The sequence below is a fragment of the Mesorhizobium sp. LNHC232B00 genome (genome assembly GCF_000502435.1).
GTDB classification, from domain to species: domain Bacteria; phylum Pseudomonadota; class Alphaproteobacteria; order Rhizobiales; family Rhizobiaceae; genus Mesorhizobium; species Mesorhizobium opportunistum.
Genome location: NZ_AYWP01000009.1, coordinates 215464 through 231470, shown reverse-complemented (window position 1 = coordinate 231470; position 16007 = coordinate 215464). Strand labels below are relative to the sequence as shown.

Genomic DNA, 16007 nt, shown 5'->3' with positions numbered 1-16007 from the left:
AGGCCGGTCTCTGGCTTCAGGGTGGGCCGGCGGGTTCGATGTCCGCCTCTTCCGGCCCCTCTATGCCACGCTGCTTTGTCCGTGATATGCCGCCTTCAAATACAGGCGGTGATGGGAAATCGTTCTGGAATTGTGTGGGGTGCGCGGATGACGCTTTCCAAGCCGGTCTTCGACCGTTTGGGACTTGGCCTATGGATCGGAGCCTTCCTGGTCGTTCTTGCGCTCGTCCTGTGGTCACCCCACACGCGGACGGTCTGGCAGGCCTATATAGACGGCAGCGAGGCCCTTCTGGCCGGCCGACCGCTCTACAATCTGCAGTCCGAGATGGGGTATCTCTACGCGCCGGCCTTTGCCGCGCTCTACGTTCCGCTGGTCAAGCTCGGCCCGCATCTCGGCGGCCTGATCTGGCATATTATCGGTTTCGCGGTGCTGACATTGGCCGCCATGCGGCAGGTGCGCAAGCTCGGCGGCGGGGAGCTGCCGTGGCTGCTTTCCTTCGGGCTCTTTCTTGCCCTGCCGATGGCGATGGGTGCAATCCGCAACGGCCAGGCGACGATCCTCTTGGCCGGCGCTTGCTGGCTTCTCACCTTTTCGGCGCTCGAGGGGCGTCGCGCCGAAACGTTCTTCTGGGCTTCCGTTGCCATCATCGCCAAGCCGACGGCGATCATCATGCTGCTGTTGGTGGGAGCCCTGCGCCTCCGGTTGATACCGGTTCTGGTGCTGGCGGTGCTGTTCGTGCTCGCCTTGCCCTACGCTTTCGCGCCTGCAGGCTATCTCAACGACCAATATCGTCTTTTCGCAGAGATGCTGACCTCGATGGCCGTCGACAACACCAGCCACTTCGTCCCCACCGATTTCACAGCCCCCTTCACCCGGATGGGACTGCCACTGCCGGAAATCGGCGCCACGGTCATACGCATCGTCATGGCCCTGTTCACGCTCTGCGCGGTCATCTGGTTCGACCGCAGGCTCGAGCGCGGAACGGCTGATCTCGCCATCTTCCTCACGGCAACGTTCTACATGTGCGTCTTCAACCCGCGTGTCGAGCCTAACACTTATGCCATGATCGCCGTGCCCGCCGGCCTAGCCATTGCCTTGTTATGGCGCGAGGAAAAAGGCGGTGTCCTGGCCTCGGTGCTGTCGGTGATGCTGTTCCTGACCGGATTGACGGGCGTCGAGCGCCATGTCCAAGATTTGACGTATCCCTGGTTTCGGCCGATCGCGGCCACCATTATCGCCGGGTCCCTGATCTGGTGGTTCTGGGCCAAGGTGCGACACAAGGTGACGCGAGACAAGGTGATGCATGAAGGGCCTGTCGCAAATGGCTGAGTCGCGGCCTACTCTCGATATCGTGGCGCCGTTCTTCAACGAGGCGCAATCGGCTTCGGCTTTTGCCGAATTGCTCGACAGGCTCGAAGCGGCGGTGTCGCAACGTTTCGGCATGGCCGTCCACAAGATCCTGATCGACGACGGCAGCCGCGACGATAGCGCTGAGCGGTTTTCGCAGGCGCTGTCGGGTTCCTGGGAGATCGTGCGGCTCAGCCGCAACTTCGGCAAGGAAGTCGCGGTGCTCGCCGGCCTAGACCAGTCGCGGGGCGACATGGTGCTGGTCATGGACGCCGATCTCCAGCATTCGATGGACATCAGCCTGAAGATGATCGCCGAACTGGTGGAAAACCCCGACATCGATGTCGTCTACGCGCAGAACGACCGGCGCGAGGCCAGCTGGCGGCGCAGCCAGTTGGCGCGGCTTTTCTACAGCCTGATCAACAGCAGCCAGCGCTTCGACATTCCGGAGAACGCGGGTGATTTTCGCGTCATGCGGGCCGCTGTGGCACGCGCGCTGACGAGCTTGCGCGACAAGCGGCGCTTCAACAAGGGCCTGTTCGCCTGGGCCGGCTTCCGCCAGAAGGCCATAGAATATTCGCCGGAGAACCGCGCCAGCGGTAAGTCGAAATGGAGCCGGCTCAACCTGATCGCCTTTTCGCTGGAAGGGTTTACGTCGTTTTCCGTCATCCCGCTGCGCATCATCAGCCTGAGCGGGATGCTCGCGGCGCTGGCGGGCCTGCTTTACGGCGCCAAGGTGTTCTTCGAGGTGATGTTCTACGGCATCGCCGTGCCCGGCTATCCCAGCCTGATGGTCGCCGTCGTCCTGCTCGGCGGCCTCAACCTCACACTGCTCGGCCTGATCGGCGAATATGTCTGGGTCACGCTCTCGGAGAGCAAGGATCGACCGGTCTACATCGTGCGCGATGTCTTGCGTGGGGATGTCTTGCGCGGGGATGTCTTGCATGGTGAGGTCTTGCGCGGCAAGGTCGCCCCTGACAGCTTGCCAGGCGCACCCGGGGCATGACGCGGCGCATCCGTTTGATCGCCGATGATTACGGCCTGGCGCCAGGCGTTTCCGCCGGGATACTCGACCTGCTCGATCGAGGGCGCCTGACAGGCACCAGTTGCATGACCGGCTTTCCGGAATGGCCTGACGCCGCAGCGCTCATAAAGCCGCTCTGCAGTCGTGCGGCGGTCGGGCTGCATCTTACCCTGACGGACCAGCCAGCGGTCACGGGCCGATCGAGCCTGGCGCCGGAAGGCCGGTTGCCGCCGCTCCGCTCGCTGGCACTGCCGGTCCTGCGCGGCCGCGTCGATGAGCGAGATGTCCATGCCGAGCTCGACGCACAGTGCGGCCGCTTCGTGGAGGCGTTGGGCCGCCGGCCCGACTTCATCGACGGTCACCAGCACGTGCATTTCCTGCCGGTCGTGCGCACATGGCTGCGGGCACGTTTTTCCGAAGCTTCCGAGAAGCCGGTGCTGCGTGGGGCGCCGGCGTTCGGCAGTGCCGCCGTGGCGCCGAAAGTCGCGGCAATCGCCGCCGTGGCCGCCGGCTTCAACCGCTCGATGGCGCACGCCGGCTTCACCATTTTCCAGCCGCTCGCCGGCATCTATGATTGGCGGCAGCCAGAGAGATTTGCTCCGGTTCTGCAAGCCGCTGTCGAAGCACTGCCGGAACGAGGTCTGTTCATGTGCCATCCCGGCCACGTCGACGACACATTGCGCGGGCGTGATCCAATGCAAAGGGTGCGCGAAGTGGAATTCGGCGTGCTGGCCTCGGACTCATTCGGCGAGAGCCTCGCCCGCGCCGATGTCGAGATCATGGATGGCAGGGGATGAGCGGCGCCGACCAGCCTCAGCGTTCGACCGGCAGCAAGATCGTCCGCTTCGCCATTGTCGGGCTGGTGAACACGGCCATCGACCTTGCCGGGTTTTTCCTGCTGCTCAAGCTGCATGTTCCGCCGCTGCCAGCCAACATCGTCTCATGGTCCATCGCCGTCGTCTTCTCCTTCGTGGCGAATGGGTTCTGGTCGTTCGAGCGCAATCGCGCGATCCGGCTGCATGACGCCTTCCTTCGCTTCGTCTCGCTTGGGGCGCTGATCTCGCTCGGCGTCTCTAGCCTGTCGATCGCACTCTTTGCCGGCATCGCCGGCGTGTGGCCGGCAAAGATCGGCGGTGTCATCGTGGCGGCGGTGCTGAATTTCATCGCCGCACGCTGGTCGATCGAGGGCCGGTTCTTAAAATAGCGTATTCTGTTCGGGCGAAATTCCAGATGGAATATCGCAACACACTTTCGTGGAACTTTTATTCCGCCGGCTCCACATTGGCGTAGGCGGCTTCTTCGAGTTCGCGCTTCAGCCGCGCTTCCTCATGCGTCTTGGGCGTGACGAAGCGGCCAAGCAGGAGATAGGCGACCGGCGTCAGGAACAGCGTCGAGACGGTGGCCAACCCCAGTCCGCCGACGATCACCCAGCCGAGCGCCACGCGCGCCTCCGCGCCGGCGCCGGCGGCCATTACCAGCGGCACGCCGCCAAGTATAGTGCAGATCATCGTCATCATCACCGGCCGCAGGCGAATGGTCGAGGCCTGTTCGATCGCCTCGCGCACGCCAAGGCCGCGATCGCGCAGCTGGTTGGCGAATTCGACGATCAGGATGCCGTTCTTGGCCATGACGCCGACCAGAAGCACCAGGCCGATCTGGCTGTAGGCATTGAGGCTGGTTCCGCTCAGCAGCAGTGCGATGATGGCGCAGGCAAGACCAAGCGGCACCGTCGCCATGATGATGACGGCGCTGACGAAACTCTCGAATTGCGCGGCCAGCACCAGGAGGATGATGACCAGCGCGAAGCCGAAGATGGTGATCATGGCGCTGTTGGTTTCGCCCAGCGTCGCCGCCTCGGCCAGTGGCAAGATGCGGCTGCCTGGCGGCAGGAGCGGCGTGGCGATCTCCTCGGCGCGGGTCAAGGCATCGCCAAGCGCGAAATTGCCTGAGAGGTTGGAGGTGATCGCCACCGACGGCTGCTGCTGCTCGCGCGACAGCGATGGCGGCACGGCGCGCTCTGTCAGCGTGGCGATGGTCGACATCGGCACGAAGCGGCCGTCCGCCGTCTTCAGGAAGACGTTTTCGAGATCGGTCGGATCGTTGATCGGGTTGGTGGTGGAAACCAGCTTCACGCCATAGCTGCGGTCGGCGATGTAGACGTCGACGACATCATTGCCGTCGAGCATGGCCTGCATGGTGTTGGCGAGCCCGGTGATGTCGATGCCGAGGTCGGAGGCGCGCTCGCGGTCGATGGCGACGGCAAGCTGCGGCTGGGTCGGGTCGATCGACAGGCGCGGCGTCTGGAAGCGCGGGTCTTTCTGCATCTCGGCGATGATCTTCAGCGCCGCGTCGCCGAGCGCCTTGCGGTCGTTGCCGACCAGCGCGAATTGCAGGCCGTTGCCGGCGCCGCGAATGCCGAGGCTGTTGGGCTGCACCGGGAAGATGCGCACGCTCGGCACCTGCTTGGTGAGCTGTCTGATCTCGGCCATGATCTCCTGCTGGCTGCGGCTACGCTCGTTCCAGGGGGCGAGCGTCATCACCATGAAGCCGGAATTGTAGGAGCCGTTCTGGCCGGCGTTCTCGAAGGTCGAGCGGATCTCGCCGGAATCGCGCATCGGCTGGATCAGCTTCTCGATCTTCTGCATCTGCTGCGTCGTGTAGTCGAGGCTGACGCCTTGCGGGGCGCTGATGCGCAACAGCACGGCCGCGCGGTCCTCGGTCGGCGTCAGTTCCTGGCGGATGGTGCCGAACAGCGTGAAGGCGGTACCGGCAAACAGCACCGCGACCAGAATCACGATCCAGGGCGCGTCGAGGCAAGCATGCAGGCCGCGCCGATAGGCTGCGTTCAAGGCACCGCCGATGCGGGCGCCGATGCCGTGGCCGGCTTCGTGGTGAAGCGACGCGCTGGTCAGCATGCGCGAAGCGAGCATCGGGCAGAGCGTGAGCGCCACCACGCAGGACAGAAGCACCGACATCGCAAGCACGAAGCCGAATTCGCGAAACAGGCCGCCGGTCTGGCCGGGCAGGAACGAGATCGGCACGAAGACGGCGACCNAGCACGAAGCCGAATTCGCGAAACAGGCCGCCGGTCTGGCCGGGCAGGAACGAGATCGGCACGAAGACGGCGACCAGCGTCAGCGTCGTCGCAACGACAGCGAAGAATACTTCCTGCGCGCCGAGCACGGCGGCCGCGCGTGGCCCCATGCCTTCGTTGCGGCGTCGCACGATGTTTTCGAGCACCACGATGGCGTCGTCCACCACCAGTCCCGTTGCCAGAACCAAGGCGAGCAGCGTCAGGATGTTGACCGAGAAGCCGGCCAGATAGATGGCGGCGATGGTGCCGATCATGGCCACCGGCATCGACAGGCCGGGGATCAGCGTTGCGCGCCAGTCGAGCAGGAAGACATAGATGACGATCAGCACCATGGTGACCGACAGGCCGAGCGCGATCTCGACCTCGTGCACGGCGCCCTTGACGAAGACGGCGTCGTCGCTGGTGATCTTGATCGCCATGCCCTTGGGCAGGTTCTGCTGCAGTTTGGCGACGGCGGCCTGGACGCCGGTCGAAATGTCCAGAGTGTTCGATTCCGCCTGGCGGATGATGCCGATGCCGATGCCGGTCTTGCCATCCGAACGCAGCGTCGTCTGGCCGATATCGGGGCCGAGGGTGACGGTGGCGACATCGCGGATGCGCGTCGTGCCGCCGATGATGATGTTTTCGAATTCCTCGGGCGTGGTCACGTCCGCGGTCGTGCGCACGATCAGATCCTGGTTGGTCGTGGTGATCGACCCGGCAGGAGAATCGAAGGCGACGGACGCTAGCGCTGTTCTGAGGTCGGCGACCGTGAAGCCGAGGCTGGCGAGCTTGTTCTGGTCGACGTCGATGCGGAAGATCTTGTCGCGGTCGCCATAGACCTGGACGTCGGCCACGCCGGGCACGGCCGCCAGTTCGTCTTCGATCTGATCCTGGACCACGACCGTCATGTCCTGGATCGACATGTTGTCGGAGGTCACCGCCAGCCGCATCACAGCGTCGGAATTGGCGTCGGCCTTGACGATGCGTGGCGGATCGGCGGTGTCCGGCATCTGGTTGGCGACGCGGCCGACGGCGTCGCGCACATCGGAGGCGGCCACATTCAGGTCGACGCCGTCGTTGAACTCGATGGTAACGCGGCTCGAGCCGAAGGACGACGAGGACGAGATCGACTTGACGCCGGAGACGCGGGCGACGGCACCCTCGATCGTGTCGGTCAGCTCGCGGTCGACGGTTTCGGCGGCCGCCCCCTCGAAGGTGGTGGAAACGGTGACGACGGCGCGGTCGACGTCGGGCAGTTCACGGATTTCGACGCCGTAGAAGGCGGCGAGGCCGGCAACGGCAATGAGGGTGTTCAGCACGAAGGCCATCACCGGCCTGCGGATGAACAGGGCGGTGAAGCCGGTGTCGCTGGCGGCGTTGACGGGGCCGGTCATGAGCCTTCGGCGGCGTTGGGGTTGGGCTGCTCCTGGCCAGCGATGCGAACCTCGCCGCCCTCGCTGACGCTCTGCGTGCCTTCGGTGACCACCATGTCGCCGCTATCGATCTTCGCATCGATCAGCACGGTCTCGGTGTTGCGCTGGATGATGCGCACCGGCACCCGCCTGGCCTTGCCGTTCTCGATCTGCCAGACATAGGCGCCGTCCGATCCCCACAGGATCGCCAGCGGACTGACGGCCGGATAGGTCTCGCCGGGGAATTTCATAGTGATGCCGAACGACATGCCGGCGCGCAGAGAATCGGCCGGGTTGGCGATCTTGGCCTTGACCAGGAGCGTGCGGCTCTTTTCGTCGATGTGATTGTCGATGGCCGAAACCGTGCCGGTATAGACGTTGCTCGGATTGGCAATGGGCGTCGCCGTCAATTGGGCGCCGACCTTTATGGCGGCGGCGAAGCGCTCGGGCACCTGGAAATCGACCAGGATCGAGGAACGGTCATCGAGCGTGGCAATCGCCGACTGGTTGGTCACATAGTTGCCGGCGGAGATCGGCAAGATGCCGACGGTGCCGGCGATCGGCGCCAGGATCGACCGGCGCTGCAACGCAAGTTCGGCATCCTGAAGCGCCAGCTTGGCGCCCGCCAGAACCACTTCGGCGTCGGCAACGGCGACAGGCGTCGCCGCATTGGAGGCGCGCAGCGACTTGACGCGGTCAAGCTTGGATTGCGCATCCTGCAAAGCGAGCTTGGCCCGGTCCTGAGAGATGATCTCGGTCTCGGAATCGAGTGTCGCGATGATCTGGCCCCTGTCGACATGACTGCCCGATTCCACCAGCAGTTCGGCAAGGCGGCCGGAGCTATAGGGATTGACGGTCACCGAGGCGTTGGCGCGGCCGGTGCCGATCGCCTGCAGGCGGTCGTTGATGGTTGCGGAGGCGGCCGGCGATGCGACGATGGTGACAATCTGGGTGCCGTTGCGCCCGCCCTGCCGGGAACCGGCGGCCGAGGCCTCTTTCGCCGGGGGTGTCGCGCCATACGCCCAATCCATCCCCCAGCGCGCCAGCACTTCAGGAGCACCGGGGTAGAAACGCGCCCAGGCAGCCGCGGCGGCGACCAAAATCACAAGCCCAAGGACAATCTGTTTCCAGCGCGACATCGACACTCCAGCGACAAGAATCGTCTGCCGGTTCCAGATGGAAACAAATGCAGCGACGATACGGGCTGGGGGCGAAAACCAGCCACGCCACATCCCGATATCATCGGTTTATGGCAATTATCACGCGATCGTGCACATTAAATCTCGGTAACGTGAGATCCGGACGCTCCCTGGAGCCGTTGCGATTTGCGTTGGAAACGTATCTAGCGCAGGCCTTCCATTTCCCGAATGCGCCGGGCGCCGTCGGCCTCGAGTTGTCTCGTGACGGCGCCGATCAGCGTTTCGGCGACGACGAAAAGCGCTGCCGAGGAATCCCATGCGGAAGGCACGGCGGTGCGTCCGGCGATGACATGGCGGGCAAACCGGGCAATCGGCGACAGCCACTGGTCGGTGAAGAGCACGATCTGAACGCCGCGCTGATGCGCCTTCTCGGCGAAGCGGACGAGGCTGTTCTGGTAGCGCCTGATGTCGAAGATCACCAGCACGTCGCGTTTGCCCATGTCGATCAGCCGGTCGCGCCACATGCTTTCCTGGCCGGCGAGATGGAAGACATCGGGCTGGATGACCGCCAGATGGGCGGCCATGTAGCGCGCCAGCGGATCGGTGAAGCGGCCGCCGATCAGGAATGTCTTGCCGCGCCGCTCGGCAAGCCGGGTGGCAATGTCGGCAAGCTGCCTGTCCGAGAGGTGGCGGAAGGTCTCGCGCATGTTGTCGAGCGTCGCTTCCAGCATCGGCGACACCGTGCCGCCGCCGGGCGAGGGCGGGTTGAGCGTTCGCGTGGCCGGCGATTGCAGTTGCGCCGCCAATTCGTCCTGCAGGCTCGACTGGAATTCCGGATAGTTCTGGAAGCCCAGCCGGGCAACGAAGCGCAGGATCGTCGGCGAGGAGACGCCGGCCGCAGCCGAGAATTCGGCGACCGTCTTGAGGCCGATCAAGGGATAGCTCGCGATCAGCGTCTGAGCCGCGCGCCGTTCGCCGGCCGGCATCGTGCCGACGCGGTCGGCGATCAGTTCGGCAATGCTGGAAATCATGTTTTCCCCACCCCTTGGCCTGGCCCACGAGATCGCATTTGACAAAGCCGGACAAACTGTATGAAATCATCCGTAGGGACGCAATGAGGCAAAATACGTAACATACGATACAGCGCTCCCCGGGGACCGCAGACTATGGAGAAAGCACGGCCCGCCAGCCTTGCATCGTCGGATACCGTGAGGGTGACGAACCCGGGCGGATCGAGCCCTTTCGTGCTGACCTGCGATCACGCTTCCAATTTCCTGCCCGCCGAATTCGGCACGCTCGGCCTTGCCGCCGAAGACCTTTCCCGGCACATCGCCTGGGATCCCGGCGCTCTGCCGGTGGCAACGCGCATGGCGCAGGCACTCGATGCCACGCTGGTCGAAACCCGCATTTCGCGTCTCGTCATCGACTGCAACCGGCCGCTCGACGCGCCGGACCTGGTGCCGCCGGTCAGCGAAACGACAGCCATACCCGGTAATACCGGCCTGTCGGAAAAACAGCGCGCGGCGCGGATCGCCCTTGCCTGGCAGCCGTTTCACGACGCGATCGAGCACATTGTCGAGGACAGGCTGGCGCGCGGTCAGGAGACCCGCCTGGTCTCCGTCCATTCCTTCACGCCGGTCTACAAGAGCCGCAACCGGCCCTGGCATATCGGCATCATTCACGACGAGGACCGCCGGCTGGCATCGCCACTGATATCGGCGCTCAAGCGGCTCGCCGGCATCACCGTCGGCGTCAACGAACCCTATTCGCCTGCCGACCGCGTCTATTTCACGCTGGAACGGCACGCGCGCTCACGCGGGCTGCCCTGCGCCATGATCGAAATCCGCAACGACGAAATCTCCGGCGACACCGGGCAGCGGAAATGGGCGGATCTGCTCACGGGCATTTTTTCGGATCTGGAACCAGAGGAGGCAGGACAAACCAGATCGCGTTCAGTCGGAAAGTCAGTTCAATCGGCCAGCTAAGGACCAACAGGGGAATTCTGACATGACAACACCTGATCACTCCGACAAGTCGGAGGACACGAAAATCCTTCACAGTATGGGCTATGCCCAGGAATTGGCTCGCCGCATGAGCGGCTTCTCCAATTTTGCTATTTCCTTCTCGATCATCTGCATTCTGGCTGGCGGCATAACGTCCTTCCCGCTGGCCATGGCAACCGGCAGCGGTTTCGAGGCGACCATCGGCTGGGTTATAGGCGGCGTCTTTGCGCTCGTGGTCGCGGCTTCTCTCGGCCAGATTGGATCAGCCTATCCGACAGCCGGCGGCCTCTATCACTGGTCCTCAATCCTCGGCGGACGCGGCTGGGGCTGGGCCACGGCTTGGATCAACTTGCTCGGCCTGATCTTCGTCGTCGCTTCGGTGAATGTCGGCGTCTACTTGCTGTTTCAGGGGCTCGTCGCGGGGCCGATCCTGGGCTTGGACACGTCGACCTGGGGCTTCTGGCAGCAGACGGCGGCAGTCGTCCTGATTACCATCACCCAGGGCCTCTTCAATCATCTCGGCATCAAGACGACGACGATGTTGACCGACTTTTCCGGCTATCTCATCCTCGTTGTCGCGGTCGTGCTTACGCTGACCTTCCTGATCTGGGGCGCGCATGGCTTCGATCTTGCTCGGCTGACGACTTTCGTGAACACGACCGGCGATCTTGGCGGTGGCTATGTTCCGACGGCCCGTACGGCGCTCGTGGCCTTCCTCATCGGCCTTCTCTACCCGCTTTATACCATCACCGGCTTCGACGCATCGGCGCATACCGCCGAGGAAACGCACAATGCCCGCGTCGCCGTGCCGAGAGGCATGATCCACGCGGTCCTCTGGTCTCTCGTCTTCGGTTTCGTCATGGCGGTTTCCTTCGTCCTTGCCAGCCCAGATCTCGTCGCGACCGCCAAGGATGGCGGCAATGCCTGGTTCAACCTGTTCAACAATCTGCCGGCGCCAACTTGGCTCAAGGCTCTGCTCGGCATCGCCATCGTGCTGTCGAACTATCTGTGCGCGCTGGCCGGGCTCACTTCGACCTCGCGCATGATCTTTGCCTTCTCGCGTGACGGCGGTCTGCCGGGGTCATCTGTGTGGAAGCAGGTTTCGCCGACTTGGCGCACGCCCGTCCCGGCCATCTGGCTCGGTGTTGTGCTGTCGATCGCCGCCACGCTCTATTCGCCGGCTTTCGCGGCGCTCGCAGCTGGGTGCGCTCTCTTCCTCTACGTCTCCTATGCCATGCCGATCGCAGCCGGACTTCTTGCGGAAGGAAAGAGCTGGACCGAATTCGGACCGTTCCGGCTCGGCATCTGGTCAAAGCCGTTCGCCGTCATCACCGTGCTTGGTGTTCTGGTGTTGATGTATGCCGGCATCCAGCCGCCCTTCGACATCCTGATCAACTATGCGATCGGATTGATCGTTCTGCTCGTCGTTTTGTGGTTCGCTGTTGAAAACCGGCGCTTCCAGGGGCCGCCTATCGGCGATGCGGCAATCGCCAAGCGCAGGGCGACCATCGCAGCGGCTGAAAAGGCCGTTGGCGAATCCGCGTAACAGCCAATCAAGCCGTAGCGGGCTCGCCCGCCACGGCTTTTTGTTCCCGTTCAACGTGACAAGCCCGAAACGACAAGCACTGGAGTGCCACAGGAATGGCCGGAAATTTCTCGTTCGATCAGTTGAAGAAAGCGGTCTCCAGCGGCGAGATCGACACGGTGCTCGCCTGCATCGTCGACCTGCAGGGCCGGTTGGCGGGAAAGCGGTTCCTGGCACAGTACTTCGTCGATTCCGCGCATGACGAAACGCATGGCTGCAACTACCTGCTGGCCGCCGACATCGATATGGAGCCGGTGCCCGGTTACAAGGCGGCAAGCTGGTCGAAGGGCTATGGCGACTTCGTCATGAAGCCGGATCTCGCCACGCTGCGGCGCATTCCGTGGCTGGAGAAGACCGCGCTGTTGATCTGCGACGTGCTCGACCACCACACCCATGACGACCTGCCGCATTCGCCGCGCGCCATCCTGAAGAAGCAGATCAAGCGGCTGACGGAACGCGGCTATATCGGCTATTTCGCGTCCGAGCTGGAATTCTATCTGTTCAACGAAACCTACGATTCCGCCCGCAAGAAGCACTGGCAGGGTCTCGACACCGCTTCGCCCTATATCGGCGACTACCAGATCGGCATCACCACCAAGGAAGAAGGCGTCATGCGCCGGCTTCGCAACGAGATGGAAGCGGCCGGCATTCCGATCGAGAACTCCAAGGGCGAGTGGGGTCCAGGCCAGGAAGAGATCAATGTGCGCTATGCCGAGGCGCTGGACATGGCCGACCGCCACGTCATCCTGAAGAATGGCGCCAAGGAGATTGCCGAGTCCGAGGGCAAGGCGATCTCGTTCATGTCGAAATACAATTACGGGCTCGCCGGCAACTCCAGCCACATCCACAATTCGCTGTGGAGCGCCGACGGCAAGACGCCGCTGTTCTTCGACAAGAAGGCTGAGTGGACGCTGTCGACGCTCGGCCAGCAATGGGCGGCGGGCCAGCTCAAATACGCCAAGGAGTTCACCTGGTTCCTGGCGCCCTACATCAATTCCTACAAACGCTTCCAGGCCGGCACCTTCGCGCCGACCAAGATCATGTGGAGCGAGGACAACCGCACCGCCGGCTTCCGCCTGTGTGGCGAGGGCACCAAGGGCATCCGCATGGAATGCCGCATCGGCGGCGCCGATTTGAACCCGTATCTCGCCTTCGCCGCACTGATCGCCGCCGGCCTTGCCGGGATCGACGAGAAGCTCGAATTGCAGAAGCCCTTCGTCGGCGATGCCTATCAGGCGTCTCGCCTGCCGGAGATTCCGAAGACGCTGCGCGATGCCACCGAGACGCTGGCCAAGTCGAAGATGCTGAAACAGGCGCTCGGCGAAGACGTGCTCGAACATTATGTCCACACCGCCAAGTGGGAGCAGTTCGAATACGATCGCCGCATTACGGATTGGGAACTGCACAGGGGATTCGAGCGGTACTAGATTGCCTGCGAAGCGTCCGCGCCGCCCCTCACCCTCTCCCAATAGAGAATGGGGAGAGGGTGCGTCGACGTTGGAGCTCTCTTCTCCCGTCACCAAACGGAATGAGGTGCCGGCGGACGGATGAGGCAGCACAAAGACTGATGATTTTCGATTTTAAAGAAGTGCGAGGATTTAAACGATGACCGAAACGGTCAAACTCATTACCCCCGTCGACGGCTCGATCTATGCCGAGCGGCCGATCGCGACGGACCAGGCGGTCAATGCGGCAGTCGAGCGCGCCAAGGCGGCGCAGGAGAAGTGGGCGCAGGTGCCGATCGTCGAGCGCGGCAAATACATGCTCGCCATGCTGGAAGCGCTGGTCGCGATGACCGACGAGATCGTGCCCGAGATCGCCTGGCAGATGGGGCGGCCGGTCCGCTATGGCGGCGAGTTCGGCGGCGTCAGGGAACGCACGAGCTACATGGTCGAGATCGCCGAGGCGGCGCTCAAATCCGTGCCGGCATCCAACCCGAAGGACGGGTTCCGCCGCTATGTGAAGAAGGATCCGCTCGGCGTGGTCATGGTGATCGCGCCCTGGAACTATCCCTATCTCACGGCCGTCAACACCATCGTGCCGGCGCTGATGGCCGGCAACACCGTCATCCTCAAGCACGCGGCGCAGACACTGCTGGTTGGCGAGCGTTTCCAACAGGCCTTCGACAAGGTCGGCCTGCCCAAGGGCGTGTTCCAGAACGTCGTGCTCAACCATGCCCAGACCGAAAAGCTGCTCGGCTCGGGCAAGATCGACCATGTCAATTTCACCGGCTCGGTCGCCGGCGGCCGTGCCATCGAAAAGGCGGCGGCGGGCACCTTCATGACGCTCGGGCTCGAGCTTGGCGGCAAGGATCCGGCCTATGTGCTGCCCGACGCCAAGATGGACCACGCGGTCGCCAATCTGGTTGACGGCGCCTTCTACAATTCCGGCCAGTGCTGCTGCGGCATCGAGCGTGTCTATGTGCACGAAAAGGTCTATGATGAATTCGTCGAGGGCTTCATCGCCGAGACGAAGAACTATGTCGTCGGCAATCCGCTCGATCAGGAAACGACGATGGGGCCGATGGCGCAGGCCCGTTTCGCCGACTTGATCCGTGAGCAGAAGGCCGAGGCGCTGCGCAAGGGTGCCAAGGCGCACATCAACATGAAGGTGGCCAACGACAAGGCTGGCTCGCCCTATCTGGCGCCGGAGGTGCTGACCGAGGTCGATCACCAGATGAGCGTCATGCGCGAAGAGAGTTTCGGTCCGATCGTCGGCATCATGAAGGTGCGCAACGACGAGGAGGCGATCGCGCTGATGAACGACAGTCCCTATGGGCTGACGGCCTCGATCTGGACGCGCGATACCGAGCACGCTGTGGCGATCGGCAACCGCGTCGAGACCGGCACGGTGTTCATGAACCGCTGCGACTATCTCGATCCGGCGCTGGTCTGGACCGGCGTCAAGGACACCGGCAAGGGCGCGGGCTTGTCAGCCATCGGCTACGACAATCTGACCCGGCCGAAATCCTTCCACCTGCGCGAAGCCATCTGATTTTTCGAAAGACAAAAAATGTCCAAGCTGATCTCCAAATGGAACTACCCCACCACCGTTCGCTTCGGCGCCGGGCGTATCAAGGAACTGCCCGAGGTGCTTGGTGCCACCGGCATCAAGCGGCCTCTGTTCGTCACCGATCCGGGCCTGGCCAAACTGCCGGTCGTGGCCTCGACCCTGAAGATCCTCGACGATGCCAAAATCCCATACGGTGTCTTCTCCGAGGTGAGGCCGAACCCGGTCGAGTCCAACCTGACCGCCGGCATCGCCGTGTTCAAGAAGGGCAAGCATGACGGCATCATCGCTTTCGGCGGCGGCTCGGCGCTCGATCTCGGCAAGCTGATCGCCTTCCAGGCAGGCCAGACAAGGCCGGTGTGGGATTTCGAGGATGTCGGCGATTGGTGGACGCGCGCCAATTCGGATGCGATCGCTCCGATCATCGCGGTGCCGACCACGGCCGGCACTGGATCGGAAGTCGGCCGCGCCGGCGTCATCACCAATGAGGCGACGCATACCAAGAAGGTCATCTTCCATCCCAAGCTGCTGCCGGCGATCGTGATTGCCGACCCGGAACTGTCGGTCGGCATGCCAGGCTTCATCACCGCCGGCACCGGCATGGACGCGCTTGCCCATTGCCTCGAAGCCTATTGCGCACCGGGCTATCATCCGATGGCGGACGGCATTGCGGTCGAAGGCGTGCGCCTGGTGTTCGAAAACCTGCCAAAGGCCTTTGCCAACGGCAAGGATCTTGTCGCCCGGGCGCACATGATGAGTGCCGCCGCGATGGGCGCCACCGCCTTCCAGAAAGGCCTCGGCGCCATCCATTCGCTGTCGCATCCGATCGGTGCGCTCTATGACACCCATCACGGCATGACCAACGCTGTGTTCATGCCCTATGTGCTTGCCTTCAACCGTGACGCCATCGAGGAGCGTATCGCCAGGCTCGCCGCCTATTGCGGCATCAAGGGCGGCTTCGACGGCTTCGCCAAGGCGATCATCAAGCTGCGCAAGGAATTGAAGGTGCCGCATGCGCTGCCGGGCCTGATCAAGGGGCTCGACATGGACAAGAAGCGCAAGGCGCTGATCGCCGACATGGCGGTGGTCGATCCGACGGCCGGCGGCAATCCGGTCAAGCTGACCAAGAAGGCGGCACTGACGCTGCTGGAAAACGCTATCGCCGGTACGATCTGAGACGGCCTGCCATTGCGGAAAAATTGATCTGAAAATAAGCGCTAACCAAGGGGGAAGGGATGGAGAACAAGGCAGAAAGTGATTAGCCGGAAAAATAAGTGACGGCTAATTGCTACAGCCCGTTAAAAAGAGTTAACTTTTTCTGCTGCCAGCCAATGGTTTCACAAACCTTTCATCTGGCTGTCACACGAAAACGCTACCGCATCGCAGGCGTCCAACGGCGTCAGTTCAACGGA

Annotated in this window: 11 protein-coding genes and 1 pseudogene; 9 read left to right on the top strand and 3 right to left on the bottom strand. The window is 63.2% G+C overall.

Annotated features, from left to right (window positions below; translation table 11 throughout):
* Positions 1 to 147 precede the first annotated feature (147 nt).
* The 4 genes from X743_RS154900 to X743_RS154915 are packed head-to-tail and all read left to right on the top strand — an operon-like array spanning position 148 to position 3575.
* The gene (locus X743_RS154900; protein ID WP_023765864.1) at positions 148 to 1329 is read left to right on the top strand and encodes a glycosyltransferase family 87 protein; all 1182 of its coding nucleotides are present in this window, start codon (positions 148 to 150) and stop codon (positions 1327 to 1329) included.
* Positions 1322 to 2353 (top strand): glycosyltransferase family 2 protein, encoded by a 1032-nt coding sequence (locus X743_RS154905; protein ID WP_023765863.1) that lies wholly within the window; start codon positions 1322 to 1324, stop codon positions 2351 to 2353. Before X743_RS154900 ends, X743_RS154905 begins: the two co-directional genes overlap by 8 nt.
* On the top strand, positions 2350 to 3168 hold the full coding sequence (locus tag X743_RS154910) for a ChbG/HpnK family deacetylase (RefSeq protein WP_023765862.1): 819 nt from the start codon (positions 2350 to 2352) through the stop codon (positions 3166 to 3168). The genes X743_RS154905 and X743_RS154910 overlap by 4 nt, the downstream gene beginning before the upstream one ends.
* Positions 3165 to 3575: a GtrA family protein gene (locus tag X743_RS154915; protein ID WP_023765861.1), complete on the top strand. Its 411-nt coding sequence runs from the start codon at positions 3165 to 3167 to the stop codon at positions 3573 to 3575. The genes X743_RS154910 and X743_RS154915 overlap by 4 nt, the downstream gene beginning before the upstream one ends.
* Before the next feature lie 58 nt (positions 3576 to 3633).
* On the opposite strand, the pseudogene X743_RS01000000168930 reads toward X743_RS154915, so the two are convergent.
* The 3 genes and pseudogenes from X743_RS01000000168930 to X743_RS154925 all read right to left on the bottom strand — a co-directional run bounded on the left by X743_RS01000000168930 (position 3634) and on the right by X743_RS154925 (position 9029).
* Positions 3634 to 6841 (bottom strand): annotated as a pseudogene (locus X743_RS01000000168930) (efflux RND transporter permease subunit).
* Complete coding sequence (locus X743_RS154920) at positions 6838 to 7998, bottom strand: efflux RND transporter periplasmic adaptor subunit (RefSeq protein ID WP_023765860.1); 1161 nt, start codon at positions 7996 to 7998, stop codon at positions 6838 to 6840. The pseudogene X743_RS01000000168930 and the gene X743_RS154920 overlap by 4 nt, the downstream one beginning before the upstream one ends.
* Before the next feature lie 203 nt (positions 7999 to 8201).
* Positions 8202 to 9029 (bottom strand): MurR/RpiR family transcriptional regulator, encoded by an 828-nt coding sequence (locus X743_RS154925; RefSeq protein WP_023765859.1) that lies wholly within the window; start codon positions 9027 to 9029, stop codon positions 8202 to 8204.
* Positions 9030 to 9164: 135 nt separating this feature from the next.
* Here X743_RS154925 and X743_RS154930 point away from each other — a divergent pair, with 135 nt between their 5' ends.
* The 5 genes from X743_RS154930 (at position 9165) to X743_RS154950 (ending at position 15771) form a co-directional block, all read left to right on the top strand.
* Entirely contained in the window at positions 9165 to 9983 is an 819-nt protein-coding gene (locus X743_RS154930; protein ID WP_023765858.1) for an N-formylglutamate amidohydrolase, read from the top strand.
* Between the two features lie 22 nt (positions 9984 to 10005).
* Positions 10006 to 11547: an amino acid permease gene (locus X743_RS154935; protein ID WP_023765857.1), complete on the top strand. Its 1542-nt coding sequence runs from the start codon at positions 10006 to 10008 to the stop codon at positions 11545 to 11547.
* A 95-nt stretch (positions 11548 to 11642) separates the two neighbouring features.
* Complete coding sequence (locus tag X743_RS154940) at positions 11643 to 13013, top strand: glutamine synthetase family protein (RefSeq protein ID WP_023765856.1); 1371 nt, start codon at positions 11643 to 11645, stop codon at positions 13011 to 13013.
* A 178-nt stretch (positions 13014 to 13191) separates the two neighbouring features.
* Positions 13192 to 14580, top strand: coding sequence for an aldehyde dehydrogenase family protein (locus X743_RS154945; RefSeq protein WP_023765855.1), 1389 nt, complete (start codon positions 13192 to 13194; stop codon positions 14578 to 14580).
* An 18-nt stretch (positions 14581 to 14598) separates the two neighbouring features.
* On the top strand, positions 14599 to 15771 hold the full coding sequence (locus X743_RS154950; protein ID WP_023765854.1) for an iron-containing alcohol dehydrogenase: 1173 nt from the start codon (positions 14599 to 14601) through the stop codon (positions 15769 to 15771).
* Positions 15772 to 16007: the final 236 nt, after the last annotated feature.